Annotated in this window: 18 protein-coding genes; 11 read left to right on the forward strand and 7 right to left on the reverse strand. The window is 64.3% G+C overall.

The genetic code is table 11. The features are described 5' to 3' along the window. Positions 1 to 10 precede the first annotated feature (10 nt). The 5 genes from ACP8KU_RS01420 to ACP8KU_RS01440 are packed head-to-tail and all read right to left on the reverse strand — an operon-like array spanning position 11 to position 6,213. Positions 11 to 3,919 (reverse strand): Pls/PosA family non-ribosomal peptide synthetase, encoded by a 3,909-nt coding sequence (locus ACP8KU_RS01420; protein ID WP_484483858.1) that lies wholly within the window; start codon positions 3,917 to 3,919, stop codon positions 11 to 13. Positions 3,920 to 3,921: 2 nt separating this feature from the next. Beyond that, positions 3,922 to 4,380 carry a MarR family winged helix-turn-helix transcriptional regulator gene (locus ACP8KU_RS01425; protein WP_005284892.1) on the reverse strand — a complete coding sequence of 153 codons (459 nt, stop codon included), beginning with the start codon at positions 4,378 to 4,380 and terminating at the stop codon, positions 3,922 to 3,924. 37 nt (positions 4,381 to 4,417) lie between these two features. Further along, positions 4,418 to 4,714: a rhodanese-like domain-containing protein gene (locus ACP8KU_RS01430; protein ID WP_484483859.1), complete on the reverse strand. Its 297-nt coding sequence runs from the start codon at positions 4,712 to 4,714 to the stop codon at positions 4,418 to 4,420. Positions 4,715 to 4,738: 24 nt separating this feature from the next. After that, positions 4,739 to 5,407: a response regulator transcription factor gene (locus ACP8KU_RS01435; RefSeq protein WP_284896548.1), complete on the reverse strand. Its 669-nt coding sequence runs from the start codon at positions 5,405 to 5,407 to the stop codon at positions 4,739 to 4,741. Then, on the reverse strand, positions 5,404 to 6,213 hold the full coding sequence (locus ACP8KU_RS01440; RefSeq protein ID WP_484483860.1) for a sensor histidine kinase: 810 nt from the start codon (positions 6,211 to 6,213) through the stop codon (positions 5,404 to 5,406). The genes ACP8KU_RS01435 and ACP8KU_RS01440 overlap by 4 nt, the downstream gene beginning before the upstream one ends. Here ACP8KU_RS01440 and ACP8KU_RS01445 point away from each other — a divergent pair. Further along, positions 6,212 to 6,898, forward strand: coding sequence for an ABC transporter ATP-binding protein (locus ACP8KU_RS01445; protein ID WP_484483861.1), 687 nt, complete (start codon positions 6,212 to 6,214; stop codon positions 6,896 to 6,898). The two genes, ACP8KU_RS01440 and ACP8KU_RS01445, sit on opposite strands and share 2 nt — an antisense overlap. Beyond that, the gene (locus ACP8KU_RS01450; RefSeq protein ID WP_284629072.1) at positions 6,895 to 8,295 is read left to right on the forward strand and encodes an FtsX-like permease family protein; all 1,401 of its coding nucleotides are present in this window, start codon (positions 6,895 to 6,897) and stop codon (positions 8,293 to 8,295) included. The genes ACP8KU_RS01445 and ACP8KU_RS01450 overlap by 4 nt, the downstream gene beginning before the upstream one ends. A 122-nt stretch (positions 8,296 to 8,417) precedes the next feature. Here the strand turns inward: ACP8KU_RS01450 and ACP8KU_RS01455 are convergent, their stop codons facing one another. Both ACP8KU_RS01455 and ACP8KU_RS01460 read right to left on the reverse strand, forming a co-directional pair. Beyond that, positions 8,418 to 9,248, reverse strand: a complete 831-nt coding sequence (locus tag ACP8KU_RS01455; RefSeq protein WP_484483862.1) for an endonuclease domain-containing protein — start codon at positions 9,246 to 9,248, stop codon at positions 8,418 to 8,420. A 271-nt stretch (positions 9,249 to 9,519) separates the two neighbouring features. Next, the gene (locus ACP8KU_RS01460) at positions 9,520 to 9,993 is read right to left on the reverse strand and encodes an inorganic diphosphatase (protein ID WP_035108560.1); all 474 of its coding nucleotides are present in this window, start codon (positions 9,991 to 9,993) and stop codon (positions 9,520 to 9,522) included. A gap of 82 nt (positions 9,994 to 10,075) precedes the next feature. On the opposite strand from ACP8KU_RS01460, the gene dacB reads away from it, so the two are divergent. From dacB to ACP8KU_RS01505, 9 genes are all read left to right on the forward strand, one after another. Further along, positions 10,076 to 11,362 (forward strand): D-alanyl-D-alanine carboxypeptidase/D-alanyl-D-alanine endopeptidase, encoded by a 1,287-nt coding sequence (gene dacB, locus ACP8KU_RS01465; protein WP_484483863.1) that lies wholly within the window; start codon positions 10,076 to 10,078, stop codon positions 11,360 to 11,362. A gap of 87 nt (positions 11,363 to 11,449) precedes the next feature. Then, complete coding sequence (tilS, locus tag ACP8KU_RS01470; RefSeq protein ID WP_484483864.1) at positions 11,450 to 12,325, forward strand: tRNA lysidine(34) synthetase TilS; 876 nt, start codon at positions 11,450 to 11,452, stop codon at positions 12,323 to 12,325. Between the two features lie 12 nt (positions 12,326 to 12,337). After that, the gene (hpt, locus tag ACP8KU_RS01475) at positions 12,338 to 12,925 is read left to right on the forward strand and encodes a hypoxanthine phosphoribosyltransferase (protein ID WP_005284864.1); all 588 of its coding nucleotides are present in this window, start codon (positions 12,338 to 12,340) and stop codon (positions 12,923 to 12,925) included. 12 nt (positions 12,926 to 12,937) lie between these two features. Then, entirely contained in the window at positions 12,938 to 15,331 is a 2,394-nt protein-coding gene (gene ftsH / locus ACP8KU_RS01480; protein ID WP_484483865.1) for an ATP-dependent zinc metalloprotease FtsH, read from the forward strand. Between the two features lie 11 nt (positions 15,332 to 15,342). Beyond that, on the forward strand, positions 15,343 to 15,951 hold the full coding sequence (gene folE / locus ACP8KU_RS01485; protein WP_005284855.1) for a GTP cyclohydrolase I FolE: 609 nt from the start codon (positions 15,343 to 15,345) through the stop codon (positions 15,949 to 15,951). A 95-nt stretch (positions 15,952 to 16,046) separates the two neighbouring features. Further along, positions 16,047 to 16,952, forward strand: coding sequence for a dihydropteroate synthase (gene folP, locus ACP8KU_RS01490; RefSeq protein WP_284624732.1), 906 nt, complete (start codon positions 16,047 to 16,049; stop codon positions 16,950 to 16,952). A gap of 2 nt (positions 16,953 to 16,954) precedes the next feature. Beyond that, positions 16,955 to 17,353: a dihydroneopterin aldolase gene (gene folB / locus ACP8KU_RS01495; protein ID WP_484483866.1), complete on the forward strand. Its 399-nt coding sequence runs from the start codon at positions 16,955 to 16,957 to the stop codon at positions 17,351 to 17,353. After that, positions 17,353 to 17,838, forward strand: a complete 486-nt coding sequence (gene folK / locus ACP8KU_RS01500; protein ID WP_484483867.1) for a 2-amino-4-hydroxy-6-hydroxymethyldihydropteridine diphosphokinase — start codon at positions 17,353 to 17,355, stop codon at positions 17,836 to 17,838. The genes folB and folK overlap by 1 nt, the downstream gene beginning before the upstream one ends. Beyond that, entirely contained in the window at positions 17,835 to 18,308 is a 474-nt protein-coding gene (locus tag ACP8KU_RS01505) for a DUF3180 domain-containing protein (protein ID WP_005284844.1), read from the forward strand. The genes folK and ACP8KU_RS01505 overlap by 4 nt, the downstream gene beginning before the upstream one ends.

The following is an 18,308-nucleotide window of genomic DNA, read 5'->3' on the forward strand; positions in this document are numbered from 1 at the left end:
CAGGCGTGGTCTATCCCCACGGCTCGATGGGGTTGCCCTGCCAGGTGGCATTGGCGGGGACGCGATCGCCGCGCATGACCAGCGAGCCGGGGCCGACGGTGCTGGATTTACCTATGAGCGAGGCGGGTAGCGCTACCGAGTGGGAGGCGAGCGTGGAGCCGGCCTCGATGGTGACGGTATCCAGGCTCATCACGCGGTCTTGGAATAGGTGGGTCTGCACCACGGTGCCAGGGCCCACGGAGGCGCCGGCACCGACGTGGCAGAGATCGGTTTCGGGGAACCAATAGGAATCGATCCAGGCGCCCTTGCCAATGTCCACTCCCAGGCCCCGCAGACCCAGGTTGATCTCTCCTGTGCCGTAGGTGTGCTGGAAGAACCACGGGGCGGCGACGACCTCTACGAAGGTGTCTTGCAACTCGTTGAGCCAGACGAAGGCGCTCCACAGCGGGTGGTCGGCCGCGCTGTGGGTGCCCACGCAGATCCACTTCACGGCGATGGTCACAGCCATGGCGATAGCGCCCATCGCCATGAGCACGAGGCCGGAAAGGGCCCAGGTGGTGGGGAAGCCGACATCGGCAAGCAGGTAATACAGCGTCCCCAGGGTGGCGGCGAGCAGCATGGCCGAGAACATCGGCGCGAGCAGGCGCATGGTCTCCACGATGCCGCGGGCGGCCTTGAGCTTAAAACCCGGGTTATAGGTCAGGGCCTCGGCGGACTCGGCGGGGGCATCGACCTGCGCGGCAACACGCCGCATGCGCTCTGGCGGGGAGCCCCACCAGTTGGCGCCGGACTTGGTCTTCTTCGGGGTGGAGGACAGCACGGCGACCAGCGAGTTCTTGGAAAGCTTGCGCCCAGGTGCGGTGATGCCGGAGTTGCCCACGAAGGAGCGCTTGCCCACCTTGGCCTCGCCGGAGTGAATCCAGCCGCCGCCGAGCTCGTAGCCGCCGATCATGGTGTCATCGGCAAGGAAGGCGCCGTCTTTGACGTCCGTGAGCGCGGGGATCATCACGGCGGTGGAAATCTCCACGTCCTTGCCAATGCGCGCACCCAAGGCGCGCAGCCACCGCGGGGTGAGCTGCGAGGCGTACAGCGGGAAGAGCTGCGTGCGGGCCTCATCCATGAGGCGCTCGATGGCCCATAGGCGCCAGCCGGCTGCAGAGCGCACCGGGTTTACGCCCGGCGATATCCCGATAGACAGCACGCGCACCCCCAGCCAGGTCTGCAGCATATAGGTGGCGAAGGCCACGAGCGCCGCGAGGGGAGCGAAGAGGACTGTGCCGATATAGCGATTGCCAGACGTGGCGTGAACCAGCACCAGATCCACGATTGCGGCAATGACAAGCGCGATAAGCGGCTGGGCTGCCAAGAAGAGGGAGGTAGCACCATAAATGGCCACCCACCAGGGGCGGCGCTTGGGCGGCTTAGATGGGAAGCGGTGCTTGGAGCGGCCCACCTTCTTGGCGGGTGAACCGGACCAGCGCTGGCCGTCCTTGATCTTCTTGCGGCCGGTGACGGTGGAACCCGCCTCCACGTGGGCGTACTTGCCCACCACGGTGCCGGGCAGCAGCGTGGAGCGCGCGCCCACGCGGGCGCCTTCCTTGATATCGATGGCGCCGACGTGGAGCACGTCGCCGTCGAGCCAGTAGCCGGTGAGATCGACCTCCGGTTCCACTGCGGCGTGCTTGCCCAAGGTGAGCAGGCCCGTCACTGGTGGCAGCGAGTGTAGATCCACCCCGCGCTTCATTTTTACCCCTAGGGCGCGGGCATAGTTATTGACCCAGGTAGCACCCGCAATGGAGCGCGAACCCGAGGCATCGGCCCATCGTTCAGCGGCCCAGATGCGCAGGTGGGTAGACCCACCGCGTGGGTAATCGCCAGGCGTGATGCCCGCGGTAATCAGGCGCGCGCCAAAGCCGCCGAGGGGGATGCGCCCCAGCGGTGTGGCAAAGATAAGGACGAGCGCGATGACCGCCCACCACGGAAAGGACTGCGCCCACTCCACGCCCAGCGCGGAGGCTGCGGTAGAGCCCAGCATGAGCCAAGCCAGCCAGCTCGTGGCAGCCAAGGCCATGGCGGGAAGTTGAATGAGCGTTTGTACCAACCTGGTCTTAGTACCCACCGGGGTGACCTCGCGCAGCGGTGCCTGCTGTTCCGCGGTGGGCCGCGGTTCCGCACCGGCGATGAGCTCCGCGAGTGAGCCGAGCCGCGGGTGGTCATAAAGATCGCGCACGGCCACGGTGGGGTAGCGCTCGCGAATGTGGCCTACTAGCGTCGCTGCGGCTAGGGAGGTTCCGCCAAGGTCGAAGAAATCGGCGTTTTCGTCTTCCACCGATATGCCGAGGGTCTCGACCCAGAGTTCTGCCAGCCACTTTTCGGTTTCAGTCAGCGTGGTCGATGCCACGCCGACGCCGGGCAGCGGCCACGGCAGCGCCTTCTTATCCACCTTGCCAGAGGTGCGCACGGGCAGCTCATCCATCACGCAGATGCGCGGGACCAGGGCGGCCGGCATGGTTTCGGCCAGGCGCTCGTGGGCTACACCGTGGTTAAAGCCGCGCGATTCATCGTCCAGCGAGACATAGCCCACCAGCACGGACTCGCCGCCTGGGGTCTTTTGCACGGCCACGGCGGAATTATAGACGTTATCCAGCGCGGCGACGTTCGCGTCGACCTCGCCCAGCTCGATGCGGCGCCCGCCGATTTTTACCTGGTCGTCCACGCGGCCCACGAAGTACAGGCCATCTTCTTCCAAGCGCACGTGGTCGCCGGTGCGGTAGGCGCGCTGCCAACCCATGGACTCCAGTGGTGCGTATTTCTCCGCGTCCTTTTCCGGATCCAGGTAGCTTGCCAGGCCCACGCCACCGATGACCAATTCACCGGTTTCACCCAGGGCTACCGGGCGGCCCTGCTTATCGATGACCACCAAATCCCACCCATTCAGCGGCAAACCGATCGAAACCGCGCGCCCTGGAATCATCCGTTGCGCACAGGCGACGACGGTGGCCTCCGTGGGGCCGTAGGTATTCCACATCTCGCGGTCCTCGGTGGCCAGGCGGTCCACCAATTCTTGGGAGCAGGCCTCGCCGCCGACGATGAGCAGGCGGATATTATCCAGCGCCTCCGCAGGCCACAGGCCCGCCAGGGTGGGAACCGTGGAGACAACGGTAATATCGCGCCGGATGAGCCACGGTCCGAGATCCATACCGGACCGCACCAAGGAACGCGGGGCCGGGACCAGACAGCCGCCGTGGCCCCAGGCCAGCCACATTTCCTCACAGGATGCGTCGAAGGCAACGGAAAGCCCGGCTAGCACGCGGTCTTCCGGGCCGAGCGGGCCGTGGGGGTGATCGATGAGGAAGAGGCTGGCCTCCGCGTCCACGAAGGCGGCCGCCGAGCGGTGGCTGACGGCCACGCCCTTCGGCTTGCCCGTGGATCCGGAGGTAAAGATGATCCACGCGGTGTCTTCGGGCCGCGGGGCTTCGACGCCCTCGGCCGCGTGGCGCGGGTGTTCGCGCAGGAAGCGGAAGCCTTCATCGCTAAACAGGCCATCGATATCGGCCTCACCAAAGACCATCTCCGCGCGCTCATCCGGATCGTCCGCGTCCACCGGCACGTAGGCCGCACCGGCGGCCAGAGTGGACAGGATGGCGAGGTAGAGATCCCGCTTGCCAGACGTCATCCGGATGCCGATGCGATCGCCGCGGCGCACGCCATTGACGTGCAGCTCTGTGGCCCACAGTTGGACCTCGTGGACGAGCTCGGCGTAGGTGATGATTTCGCCATCGTCAAGCGCGGCGGCTTCCGGGTGGATCTCCGCGGTGGTGGTGATGATGTCCCACAACGTGCGCGGGCGCGGAGCCAAATCGCGCAGGAGGTACTGCTGCGGGACGCTAGGTCTACTACACTCTTCGGGCTCGTCCATCCTTATGCCTCGTCCTCGTCCGCGGCGATGATGGCCTTGGCCAGCTTGCGCAGGTGCTTGAGCTGCTTATTGGTGGATACGTCGAGCGCGTCATCCTCGGCGTTGGCGACAAGCTCCGCCAGATCCTTGTGGGTCTTGGTGCCCTTCTTGGTGCACGCCACGATTTGGCGGCGGCGGTCTTTGGGATCGCGCTCGCGCTTGGCCCAGCCGCGGTCCTCGAGGGCATCAATGAGCCGCACCATATCGGAGGCGTCGATGGCCAAGGTCTCAGAAAGGAAGGACTGGGAGGCGGCATCCGCCTCCACGAGGCAGGTAAGCACCCAGAATTCGCGGATGGTGGTCTGCTTGGTCTGCAGGGCCGCCTCGACGCCATCGCGGGTGCGGCGGCGCAGGCGCTCTAGCTGGAAGGACGGGGATTCGAGCAGGGAGGTTGGTATGCCGGAATTATTAGTGGAAGACATACCATCATCATAATCTCAAAAGATGGGTAAAGGCCAATTAATCGCGGATAACCGGCAGGCCATCAGCCTCCCACTGGCTGGTACCGCCCTCGACATTAATAACGTCCCAGCCCAGGGCGTGTTCCAGGTACTGGCAGACCTGCGCGCTTCGCCCGCCCGAGTGGCAGATGACATAAATATCGCGGTCCGGGTCTATTTCCTGGATGCGACCCGTTATCTCACTCATGGGAATATGGGCGGCACCCTCCGCATGCACGGTGGCCCATTCGTCGTTTTCGCGCACATCGATAAGCTGCGCGCCTGCTGGAACTTCGGTGGGTTGTACGTTTTGCATACCCCGCAGTCTACGTGCCGCGCACTAGCCGCCGTAGGTGGCCGCGGACAGGTACTGCAAGATTGCCTTTACGCGGCGGTTATCCTCGCTGGGGTCCAGGCGCAGCTTGGTAAAGATATTGGACACGTGTTTGGCCACCGCGGCATTGGATAGCACCAGCTCGGCGGCGATATCCTTATTGGACTTCCCGCGCGACATCAGCTCCAGGACCTCGCGCTCGCGGGGGCTGAGCTCGCCCAACCCGCTGCGCCCAGAGCGCATGAGCGCCTGCGCCACCGTCGGATCGATGACCGTACCGCCCTGGGCCACCACCTCCAGGCTGGCTAGGAAATCGCGCACCTCAGAGACGCGATCCTTGAGCAGATACCCGGTGCCCGCATCCGGGGAATCAAACAGTGCCACCGCATACGCCGGCGCCACGTACTGCGATAACACCATCACCGGCAGGCCCGGATAGGCGCGGCGCAGCGCCACCGCAGCCTTCAGCCCATCATCGCCCATCTCCGGAGGCATGCGCACATCCGTTATCACCACATCCGGCAACTGGGCACTCAGCTTGCCGATGACCCCCTCCAGCTCCACCGCCGTTCCCGCCCTGCCCACAACCTCGTGGCCACGACGCTCCAAGAGCCCGGCGAGCCCCTCGCGCAGGATCGCGGAGTCATCCGCAATCACAATCCTCAATTCATTCATGCTGATACTCCCGTCTGCCCGCGCTCCAAAAGGAGCGGAATCGTGCACCTTACCCGCGTTGGCCCGCCGTCTGGCGAGGACAGCGACATCTTCCCGCCAAAGGCTGCGAGCCGCTCGGCCATGCCGGCCAGCCCGCGCCCCGGCTCCACCTGCGCTCCGCCCGGGCCCTCATCCACAACCGAGATGCGCAGCGCCGCATCCGAGGTGATGAGCACCGAAACCGGCGCGCCGGGCGCGTGCTTGGCGGCATTGGTCAGCGCCTCGGTGCCAAAGAAATAACCGCAGGCCAGCACGCTGGCGGAAAGCCGCGGCAACGGGTGTGGGGCGTAGACGCTGACGTGGGGGCCGTGGGCGGAGGCGGCATCGGCAAGCGCGGTCACCAAACCGTGATCCTGGAGGACCTGTGGGTGAATGCCGTGCACCGTCGCGCGCAGCGAACGCAGGCCGCGGTCCACGTCCCGCTTCGCGGCCTCCAGCAGCTCGGCCTCGGCCCCGGTGGCATCCAGCAGGGCCTCGCCCAGCTTCATGCTTGCCGCCACCAAATATTGCTGCGCTCCATCGTGCAGATCGCGCTCGATGCGGGCGCGCTCTATCTCGTAGGCATCCGCAATCGCGCGGCGCGAGGCCGTCAGCTCCGCGATGACCCGCGCCTGCTGCTCCTCATTGCTGGTGGCCTGCTTCTTGCTGAAAATCACGCCCCCAAGCCTAATCGCGCGCGCCCCAGGCAGGGGTAAAGCTAGCACTACCCGGAAAGTATCCTTAGCGCTGTAGGAATAGCGCGCCCGGCACGGTGAAATGAACAGCATGACACAGACACTTTCCCTCCACGACATCACGAAGGATTTCGGCGGCGGCCCCGTGCTGGCCGGCATCACCCTGGACATCACCCCGGGCGAGCTCGTCGCCATCATGGGGCCCTCTGGCTCCGGCAAATCCACGCTGCTGCACTGCATGTCCGGCGTGCTCACGCCCACCGACGGCAGCGTCCACTTCGGTGACGAAGACATCTCCACGCTTTCCGATGCCGCCCGCTCCCGCACCCGCCTCCGCCACTTCGGCTTCGTCTTCCAAGACGGCCAGCTTTTGCCTGAGCTGACCAACCTGGACAACGTCGCGCTGCCCGCGATGCTCAACGGCATGGGCCGGCGCGCGGCCCGCACGAAGGCGCTGTCACTGCTCGACCAGCTGGGGCTCGGCGACCTTGCGGACCGCCGCCCCGCCCAAGTCTCCGGCGGCCAGGCCCAGCGCGTGACCATCGCCCGCGCCCTCGTGGCCAACCCCGGCGTCGTCTTTGCCGATGAACCCACCGGCGCCCTCGACCAAGCCACCGGCCACGAGGTCATGCAGATGCTGACCACCACCGTGCGCCAATCCGGCGCCAGCCTGGTCATGGTCACCCATGACCCCAAGGTGGCGGACTGGATGCAGCGCCGCGTGGAAATCCGCGACGGCATCATTCACGATGACCGCCGCCTGGGGGTGCAGCCATGAACACCGCGACCCTAGTCCTCAGCCTCCAACGCGAATCCGTCCGTGCCCGCTCCGGTGCGGGCATTGTCAGCGTGCTGGCCATCGTGAGCCTGACGCTGGGTTCTGCCATCGCCTTTCTCGTCGCCGGCGGCACCTGGATGTTCTGGCAGCGCGTTCATCACCCAGAAGACGCCGTGCCCGCCCTGCGCGCCGCCGCCGGCGAAAACCCGGAAAACTACTTCATGCCCTGGTTCGTCCTCGCGCTCATGGCCTGCGCCTTCATCGTTCCCGCACTCTTCAACCTGACCGCGCAGGCCGCCGTCCTCGGCGCCTCCGGCCGGGAACAGCGCCTGTCCACCCTCCGCCTTTTGGGCCTAAGCTCCCACCAAGTTGAGCGCATGGCCGCCGTGGAGACCGGCATCCAAGCGCTTATCGGCATCGTGCTGGGCTGGCTCATCAGCGTGCTCATCGCCCCCGTCTTCACGCACGTGAAATTCCAGGACCGCCCCGTCGCCTTCGAGGAAATCATCCTGCCCTGGTGGGGATACCTCGCGGTGGCCGCAGTCCTTTTCCTCCTCGCCCTCGCCGCGGCCCTTGCTGGCATGTGGCGCGTGCGCGTCAGCCCCCTCGGCGTGGCTAAACGCCAGATGCCCGCCGCTTTCCGATGGTGGCGCCTCATCGCCTTCCTCCTCATCGTCATCGTCGGCGGTGTCCTGCTCAAAGGCCAATCCGGTACCCCCGAAATCTCCATGGTCGTCCCGCTCTTCGCGGTGATCATGAGCATCAACCTGGTCGCGCCCTACCTCCTGCAACTCGGCGCGCGCCTTTTGGCTTTGCTCCCCGGCACCGCGCACCTCGTAGCCTGCCAGCGCGTGGGCGCCAACGCCCGCCGCGCCTGGCGGCAAAGCGCGGCCATCGGCTTCTTCGGCTTCCTCGCCGGCTTCCTGATGGGCTCGCCCAATGGCACCGATGCGCTTGCCACCGCTCTGAAAGAAGAACAAGAAACGGGCATCGTGTTCCGAGACGTCTCCACCGGGGTCGTCCTGACCTTGCTCTTCGGCTTCGCGCTGACCAGCATGTCCATCTTCCTCGGCCAAGTATCGTCCGCCTTCGAGGACAAAGAACTCATTCGCTCCCTTGACCTGATGGGCGTGCCGCGCCGCTTCCAATTCCGCGCGAACACCCTCGCCGTGATGGGACCCATCGTCGCGCTCAGTATCTTCGGTTTCCTCTTCGGTGCCGGCATCGCCGGCACAATGTTCTTGAGCATCGTCTGGGACGAAGGCGTCGACCTCGCCGAACGGCTCCTCATTTCCTTCAGCTTCCTCGCCGTGGGCTGGGCGGTGACTTTCCTCGCCATCGCGCTCGTCGAGCCCCTGCGCGGTCACGTTCTCCGCAGTGGCCGCCGCAAGGAATAGCCGGTTTCCTCGGGCGCGCCGGGCTGTGGTTCTGGGGTTTTGGCCTTGGCCCTGGCCCAGACTCTGGCCCGGCTGGGCCTATGCCCGGCCTTGCGCTGGTCAGCTGTTGAGCCAGCCTTGCTTCAGCGCCGCGCGCTTTTATGCCGCCACAAGCGGTGCCACTGCCAGGGAGGACGCGCAAAGGGTCGCTTATTCTTTGCCGTGGCCATTACCTGCTGCACCACGAAATCCGGGTAGTGGTCGATCGTCGTCGCGGTGAAGTGGAGGGGCTTCCAGCCGCGATGGACGGCATCGTTAAGCTTGTGCCGGTCCAACTCAAACTGGCGGCGATTTTCTCCCCGGTGGTAGGCATAGCCATCGACCTCGATGGCTATTTTGTGCTCCTTAATCACCAAATCCCAGTGGTAGGGGCCTATTTTTATGTTGTTCTGCACCGTGAAATGCGGCGCGAGGGCGCGCGTTAACTGGCGCTCCGGCACGCTATCCGTGCCGATGATCGCCCTGTCTAAAGCGCGCTTTACCGAGCGCGGAAACCGCTGGTAGTCCAGCTTATTCAGCTCCAGCCGTTGGAGTCCGTCCTTGCCGGAGTAAAAGTCCTCGAGGAAGGCGACCGCATCATCCTCCGGCATCGCCTCGACCGCCTGCAGTGGATTGCACACGGTGACGCCGTCCCAGGTCAACGCGCCCTTTGGCCGGGCGCGCCGGGAGGTGAAATACTTACTCGACGGCAGCGATGAGCTGCGCAGGAACGCCAGCGGAAAGCGCAGCGGCTTATCGACGTGCTTGAGCGCCGCCGAGTAGCCGTCGAGCGCGCAATCCGGCCATTGCTCGCTCATGATGCGCGCGAGTTGGTTCGGCGTCGGATCCTCCGACAGGCAGAAGCCGTTCGCGATCCGGACGGCGCCGTGGCGTACCGCTTGCTGAGCGGCACTTTTCCCCCGAAAAATTTCCATTCGTATCCCTCGATCCCCCGAAGCGAAGGTTGTGTGGCGCGGTTGGGCGCTTGTTTGATGCGGTTTGATGCGTTCTTGAAGCGGTTTGATGCGATCTTGATGCGTTTTAACAAATAGCGGCCTCAAACCCCGCGGTTTCCGCGGCCTATTTGCAAAAACGCATCAGCTGGGCCTCAAAACAGACTTCACGGCCCTAAAACGCCGAGCTCGGCCCCGCAAAAGCGCGGGCCGAGCTCTAAGAGCCCCCGAAGCCCCCCGCAAACTCCGCGACCTACTTCAGACGAGCCTTGGCCTCTTCCAGAATCTTCTCGGCCTCAGCCTTGTCTCCCCAGCCGGAACCGGAAACTTCCTTGTTGGGCTCGAGGTCCTTGTAGTGCACGAAGAAGTGCTCGATTTCGTCCTTGATGTGCTGTTCCACATCGTCGATGTCCTGGTAGCGCTCCCAGCGCGGGTCATCGATGACGGCGAGCAGCTTGTCGTCGCCGCCGGCCTCGTCGGTCATCTTGAACACGCCGACGATGCGGGCTTCAACGATGACGCCGGGGAAAACGGGCTCGGGGAGGATGACGAGGGCATCGAGGGGGTCGCCGTCTTCGCCAAGCGTGTGGTCGATGAAGCCGTAGTCGGCGGGGTAGGCCATTGGGGTGAACAGGTAGCGGTCCAGGTAGACCTTGCCGGACTCGTGGTCCACCTCGTACTTATTGCGGGAGCCCTTTGGGATTTCAATGGTTACTTCAACGCTCACAGCGATGTCCTCCATGTGGGATTGGGTATTAATTACTGTCAATAGTCTAGCGCGTCGACCATCCGCGCTAGGGTTAGTGGCGATGAAAGCAAAGAAGGTTTGGTGGTCAGTAACCGCGCTGATGGTCACGGCGGCGGTCGGGGGCACGGCTGCGCTGGGGGTTAGCATCCAGCGCGAGTACAGTGATCTTTCGCATGGCGAGGTCGAAACGGTGCAGGCCCCGGAAAAGCCCCTGCAGCCGGCTAAGGCGCAGGACGTGGATTTTGCGGCGCTCAGCGCGAAGCTCGATGAGCTGGGCAAGAACGAGGATTTGGCCACCTTTGGCGGGCAGGTCATCGATAGTGAGACCGGCACGGTGGTGTGGGAGCGCGCTGCGGATAAGGCGCTGACCCCGGCTTCCTCGACGAAGGTGCTGACCACCGCCGCGGCAACGCTGGCCCTGGATGAGTCCAAGCGGATTACCACCAAGGTCTACCGCGGCAAGGACCCGAACAACGTGGTGATCAAGGCGGCTGGCGATGTCTGGATGACCAACGAGCAGCTCGATGACCTCGCGGACCAGATTAAAAAGACCGGCACCCAGGTGGCGGGCGTGTACATCGATACCTCTGCGTGGGCGGGCGAGCCGCAGGCACCGGGCTGGGATCCGGAGAACGTGGATGAGGGCTTCGTCGCGCCCATGGAGCCGGCCATGCTGTACGGCGGGCGCATTGGCGCCACGGAGGGCGATGTTCCGCGCAGCCACACCCCGGCCCTTGATGTCGCGGGAGAGTTGGCCAAGCGCCTGGGCACGGATAAATTCGCCGCGGGCACGGTGACGGATGGCGCGGAGGAGCTAGCTAGCGTCGAGTCGGCACCCCTAAGCGATCGCGCGCTGGAGATGGTGCGGCATTCCGATAACGTCATGGCGGAGGCTATCGCCCGCGAGCTTGCCGATGCCCGCGGCAAACAGCCCAGCTTCCAGGCCGATACCCAAGCCACGCTAGACGTGCTGCGCGAGAACGGATTCGATGTCAGCGGTGTGGATATTAAGGACAACTCGGGTCTTTCGGTAGATAACCGCTTGAGCGCGAGCGTGCTGGCGGAGATTGTTAACGGCGCGGTCGAAGAACCGCAGCTGCGCCCCTTGGCGGCGTATTTGCCGGTGGCGGGCGGTGATGGCACGTTGCACGAGCGCTATGGGGAGTCTGCGGCGCGCGGGTTTGTCCGGGCAAAGACCGGCACATTGACGGGAGTATCCGCGCTGGCGGGTACCGCGCAAGGCCAATCCGGGCGCGTGTATTCCTTTGCGTTCTTGGTCAATGATGGCGAGATTATGGCGGCGCGTTCGGCCCAAGATGATCTCGCCGCGGCGCTGCACGAGTTCTAAATGAGCCCACAGCCTGGAGTAACGCCGTTTTGGCCGCGGGTCTCGCCGCATTTTTTGGCGTGTCGGCGGGCGGTCCGTGCAGCACGGATGGACCACACCGTGGCGGTGGGGCTATCCGGCGGTGCGGATTCTTTGGCGCTGTGCGCGGCCATGATCGCGGAGGGCCATGACGTGCTCGCGCTGTGTGTGGACCACGGCTTGCAGGACGGTTCGCATGCGCAGGCTGAAAAGGCCGCTCGGCAAGCGGAAAGCTTGGGCGCACGGGCACGGGTGCTGACAGTGCAAGTGCCGGAGGAAGGCGGAAACTCGATGGAAGCGGTGGCTCGGCAAGAGCGTTACCGGGCGATGTCTGCAGCCGCGCGCAGGGGAGGAAGGTCGCTGGAGATTGCCGTGGCGCATACGGCCGATGACCAAGCGGAAACACTCCTCCTTGGCGCCCTGCGCGGGCGGGTAACTGGCATGCCCGAGCGGGCAATAGTGGAAGGCGCGCGGGTAGTGCGGCCATTCCTGCAGGTGCGCCGTGCGGATACGGAGGGCGCATGCGCAGAGCTGGGGCTGGAGGCATGGCAGGACCCGCAGAATGCGGATACGGATTTTCTTCGGGTAGCGCTGCGCCGGGAGATTATCCCGGAGCTATCGCGGGTCATCGGCGGCGATGCGGTGCCGGCGCTGGCGCAAGCGGCGATGGATACCGCGCGCGATGAAGAATACCTCGCCACGGCGGCCACCGCGGACTGCGCGGAATTGGCCGCGCTGCCGGAGCCGCGACGCCGGCGCGCTATTGCGACCTGGCTCATCGAGCGGGGAGTGAAGGTGACGAGGGAGGGGGTTGGGGGCATCGGCAAGCTGTGTACCAACTGGCACGGACAAGGGCCGGTGGCTGTGAGTTCGGCGCGGCAGGCGGGGCAAAGGTTGGAAGTAGCACGTATAGGTGGCAAACTGGCACTATTGTCTGGTCATTAAAGGAGCGCACACGTGCACGACAAGAAAGACTTCGCCGTCCCCGCAAACCGCTACGGAGACGATGTAGAAGCAATCCTCATCACGGAAGAGGAAATTAAAGACCGCGTCCAGCAGCTGGCGGATGCGGTATCTGAGAAATATGCCGACGCCGAGCAAGACCTGCTTTTGGTCTGCGTATTAAAGGGTGCGGCCTTTTTCCTGACGGACTTCGCGCGCAAGCTATCCATTCCCTCGGAGCTGGAGTTTATGGCCGTCTCCTCGTATGGCGCCTCCACGTCTTCTTCTGGGGTGGTGCGCATCTTGAAGGACTTGGACCGCGATATCGCCGGGCGCGATGTGGTCATCGTGGAAGACATCATCGACTCGGGCCTGACCCTGTCCTGGCTCATCCGGAACCTGCAGGGGCGCAATCCGAAGTCGCTCAACGTGGTGACCTTGTTGCGCAAGCCGGAAGTGGTCAAGGCACAGATCGATCTGCTCGATGTGGGCTTTGATATCCCCAATGAATTCGTCATTGGCTATGGCCTTGACTACGCGGAACGCTACCGCGACCTGCCCTTTGTGGGCACCCTTCACCCTGATGTCTATACCACCAACTAAAATCGCGCAGTAATGAAAAACAATAAACTCCTTCGCTACGGCGGCATTGCGGCGCTGATCCTCGTAGCGCTGTACGCCTTTACGTTCTTTAGCAACGAGACCCGCGGATACGTGGATGCGGATACCTCCGTGGCCTTAAAACAGCTGCAGGATAAAAACGTTGACGAGGTAGAAATTGATGACCGCGAGCAGCGCCTGCGCATCAAGCTCAAGGATGAAATCACGGTAGAAGAGCGCGAGGGCGTAGAAGAGATCGTGTCTCAGTACCCCGCGCGCGCCTCGGAGCAGGTCTTTGATGCGGTCAAGGATTCGGGTGCGGAGAAGTACGAGACCAACGTCACCCAGGAATCTTTCTTGGGCTCTATGCTCAGCTTCCTGCTGCCAATGATCATCCTCTTCGGCCTGCTGTTCTGGCTCATGTCCCGCATGCAGCAGGGTGCCGGCGGCATGTTCGGCATCGGCGGCTCCAAGGCCAAGGAGCTGACCAAAGATATGCCGACCAATACCTTTGAGGACGTTGCCGGCGCCGATGAGGCCGTGGATGAGCTGCAGGAGATCAAGGACTTCCTGGAGGATCCGACGCGCTACCATGACTTGGGCGCGAAGATTCCGCGCGGCGTGCTGCTCTATGGCCCTCCGGGTACCGGTAAGACCCTGTTGGCCCGCGCCGTTGCGGGCGAGGCCGGCGTGCCGTTTTATTCCATCTCCGGTTCGGACTTCGTGGAGATGTTCGTCGGCGTCGGCGCCTCCCGCGTGCGCGACCTGTTTAAGCAGGCCAAGGAGCACAGCCCGTGCATCATCTTCGTGGACGAGATCGATGCTGTGGGCCGCCAGCGCGGTTCCGGTACCGGCGGCGGGCACGATGAGCGCGAGCAGACCCTGAACCAGCTGCTCGTGGAGATGGACGGCTTTGGCGACCGCGAGGGCGTTATCCTCATTGCAGCCACCAACCGCCCCGATATTTTGGACCCGGCGCTGCTGCGCCCGGGCCGTTTCGACCGCCAGATTCCGGTCACCAACCCGGACCTGGCCGGCCGCGAGCAGATCCTGCGAGTGCACGCCAAGGACAAGCCCTTGGCAGAAGAGGTCGATGTGGCGCAGCTGGCCAAGCGCACCGCCGGCATGTCCGGTGCGGACCTTGCCAATGTGCTTAACGAGGCCGCGCTTCTCACTGCCCGCATCGGCGGCAACGTCATTACTTACGACGCGCTGGAAGAGGCCACCGACCGCGTGGTGGGCGGGCCACGGCGCCAGGGCAAGATCATCTCCGAGCACGAGAAGAAGGTCACCGCCTACCACGAGGGCGGCCACACCCTGTCCGCGTGGGCGCTGAAGGATATCGAGCGCGTGTACAAGGTCACCATCTTGGCCCGCGGTCGCACCGGTGGTCACGCCATGACCTCGCAGGAAGACGACAAGGGCATGTACACCCGCGATGAGCTGTTTTCCCGCTTGGTCTTTGCCATGGGCGGCCGCGCCGCCGAGGAATTGGTCTTCGGTGCTCCCACCACTGGCGCGTCCTCCGATATTGAGAACGCCACCAAGATCGCCCGCGCGATGCTGACGGAATACGGCTTTTCGCCCGACCTGGGCACCGTCAAGTATGGCCAGGAGCAGGGCGATCCGTTCAGCCACATGGGCGGGGGCGGCGGCTCCATCGATTATTCGGATGACGTTGCCGCCAAGATCGACGAGCAGATGCGCTACCTCCTCGAGCGCGCGCACGAGCAGGCCTACGACATCTTGCGCACCAACCGCGAGTTCCTGGACAAGCTGGCCGAGGCCCTCCTTGAGAAGGAGACCCTGCGCCGGCCGGATCTGGAGAGCATCTTCGACGGCATCGTCCCGCGCGATGCCTACGATGTCTTCCCCGGCGAAGACGATCGCTTCCCGCGCCAGATTGGTTACGCGCCGGTCAAGACCCCGGTCGAGCTGGCCAAGGAGCGCGGCGAGGAACTTCCCAAACGCATGACGCTTCTCGATGCCTCCCGTGCAGCCCGCGAGCGCCGCCTCGCCGGCGAAGAGCTCAAGGGCGAGGTTGGCTTTAACTTTGGCCAGCACGCCGGCGACTACGTGGACCCGGAAACGGTGCGCGAGCTGCACGGCGGTGGCAGCGATTCCGAAAACCGCAGCGGCCACGGCACCGGTAGCGATGGCCGCGGCGCGGACCGCGAGAATCGGAGCGACCACGCCGACCGGAACGACCGCGAGAACCACGGCGACCACGACCGCGGGGACCGCGACGGTGGGGAAGGGCGAGCGGATTCGGCATCGGAAAGCAGGGGTAAGCACCACAAGCCAGAGGGAGAAACCAGCCAATGGTTCACCCCAGGCTGGAATGAGTCTTCCCGCCGCGATAACCCCTACGCGCGCGATGCGGAAAAGCCGCGCGATGACGAAGAGTAAGAAGTACGTGCATGTCTGAAAATCACACTGATAACCAGCAGGTGCCCGCTCGAGCACCGTATGACCAGGAGCGCGCGGAGGCGGCCGTTCGCGAGTTGCTCCTTGCCGTGGGCGAGGACCCTGACCGCGAAGGCCTGCGCGAGACCCCGGCACGCGTGGCCCGCGCTTACCGGGAGGTCTTCGCCGGCCTGCATGAGGATCCGACGGAGGTACTGCACAAGACCTTCGCGGAGGACCACCAGGAACTGGTCCTGGTGCGCGATATCCCGATTTATTCCACCTGCGAGCACCACCTCGTGCCGTTTTATGGGGTGGCGCATATTGGCTATATCCCCGGCAAGGACGGGCATGTGACCGGGCTGAGCAAGCTGGCACGCCTGGCGGATATGTATGCCAAGCGCCCGCAGGTCCAGGAGCGGCTGACCCAGCAGATTGCCGATGCGCTCGTTAATGTTCTCGAGGCCCAATCCGTCATCGTGGTCATCGAGTGCGAGCACCTGTGCATGGCCATGCGCGGCATCCGTAAGCCGGGCGCAACCACAACGACCTCCGCGGTACGCGGCGGGTTTAAAAATAACGCCGCCTCGCGCGCAGAAGTGCTCAGTTTCATTCGTACGTAGCGCGTACGCAGTCGAGTTTGTCGAGCGAGAAGGAGAACGCAGTGCACCCGGCTTCCTCAGTTGGAGAATTGACCATCGCGAAGCGCACGCTCGTCATGGGCATCGTGAATGTTACGAAGGATTCCTTTTCCGATGGCGGGCGGTGGCTCGACTTCGACGCTGCCACCACTCATGCCCGTGAACTGGTGGAACAGGGCGCGGATATGATCGATGTGGGCGGCGAATCCACCCGCCCGGGTGCGGTGCGCGTGGAGGCGCAGGAAGAGGCCGACCGCGTGGTCCCGGTCATCCAGGCGCTGCACGAGCAGGGCATTCGAACCTCGGTGGATACGATGCGCGCCTCGGTCGCCACCGCGGCGGCCGCGGCCGGGGTGGACATGATTAATGATGTCTCCGGCGGCCTCGCCGATCCTGAAATGTATGCCGCCATGGCCGATGCCGGCGTGCCCGTCTGCCTCATGCACTGGCGCACGCTGCAGGAAGGCGCGTTTGGATCCGCGGCGGGCACGGCGGATCACGGCGGCGATGTGGTCCGCGACGTGCACGAGACCCTCACCCGCCTGAGCAATAATGCCCTGGATGCGGGCGTGAAAAAGGACAATATTGTGCTGGACCCGGGCCTCGGCTTTGCCAAGAGCCCGCAGGATAACTGGGCGCTGCTTAAGGCCCTGCCCGAGTTCCTGGACGGCGAGTTCCCCATCCTGGTGGGGGCCTCGCGCAAGCGCTTCCTCGCCGCCATCCGGGAAGACCGCGGGGTAGAGGCCAGCCCGCTGCTTGCCGATCCCGCCACCGCCGCCGTGACCGCCATCTCCTCCCAGATGGGTGCATGGGGCGTGCGCGTGCACGAGGTGGGCGTATCCCGCGATGCCGTCGACGTAGCCGCCGCGTGGAACGCCGGCAAGTCCTATGTCGGCGGCGCCAATGCCACCGGCAGCTACCGCAATGCCGCCACCGGCACAGGCACAGTGACCTCCACCGCGATGGGTACGGAAAGGAATTAACCATGGCAGATCGCATCGAATTAACCGGCCTGGAGTGCTTTGGCTACCACGGCGTCTTTGAAGAGGAAAAGCGCACCGGCCAGCCCTTCATCATCGATATCACCTGTTGGTCCGAGTTCGCTGAGGCCGCAGCTCACGATGATCTGACCAAGACCATCAATTACGCCGAGCTTGCCGATGTCGCCGCCAATATCGTCGAAGGCCCCTCCCGCGACCTCATCGAGACCGTCGCCAGCGAGGTGGCCGATACCATCATGGATTCCTTCGCCGACCTCCATGCCGTGGAAGTGACCGTGCACAAACCCAAGGCGCCCATCCCGCGCACTTTTGCCGATGTCGCCGTCGTCGCCCGACGCTCCCGCAAGCATGCGCGCCTTGGCACGAACCCCGGGAGTAAGTAATGCGCGCGGTACTATCCATCGGCTCCAATATGGATGACCGCGTGGAGCTTTTGCGGACGGTATTTACGGAGTTCCGCGAGGACATCGTGGCGGCCTCGCCCGTGTATGCCACCCCGCCGTGGGGAGTGACGGACCAGGATGAATTTTTGAATGCGGTGCTCATCGTGGACGTCGAGGAGAGCCCACTGGAGCTCTTGCGCCGCGGTCAGAAGCTGGAAGAAGCGGCAGAGCGCGTGCGCGTGCGCCACTGGGGCCCGCGCACCCTGGATGTGGACATCGTCGATATTGAGGGCTATAGCTCCTCCGACCCGGAACTTACCGTCCCGCACCCCTTTGCCCACGAGCGCGCATTCGTGCTTATTCCCTGGTTAGCCGCCGATGGCGCTGCTAAGTTGAAGGGAAAGGATGTCTCCGCGCTGGTTGCCGCGTTGGACCCGCAGGAAACCGCCGATATCCACCGCTTGGGTCTGATGGAGGAGCTATGAAACGAACCTCGCTCGGTGCGCTTATCGGCGTTGGGGTATTCATGGCCGCCGCGGCCGCCATCCTCACTACGCGCTTTTATGGCTCGATGATGGCCATCCCGGTTACGGTCTCTGCCACGCTATGGCTCATGGTGGTGGTGTGCCTGGGGCTTACCTGGAAGGTGGATAAGGCCACCGATGAGGATCACGGCATCGGGTTGGATAATTCGCAGCTTAATCCCATGACCATCGCGCAGTTTATGCTGGTGGGCAAGGCATCGGCGTGGACGGGTGCGATCGTCGGCGGGCTCTATGCCGGAGTGGCCGTGTACGTGATCCCGAATGCGGGCACCCTTGTCGCCGCTTCCGATGATCTGGTGGGAGTGCTCGCTTCTGCTATCGGCGGCGTCGCCATGTCCGCGGCTGGCCTGCGATTGGAGCGACACTGCGAGACCCCGCCGCCACCAGACGGGCTTCAAGCGGTACATTAG

This window comes from Corynebacterium sp. LaCa_282 (assembly GCF_057198125.1).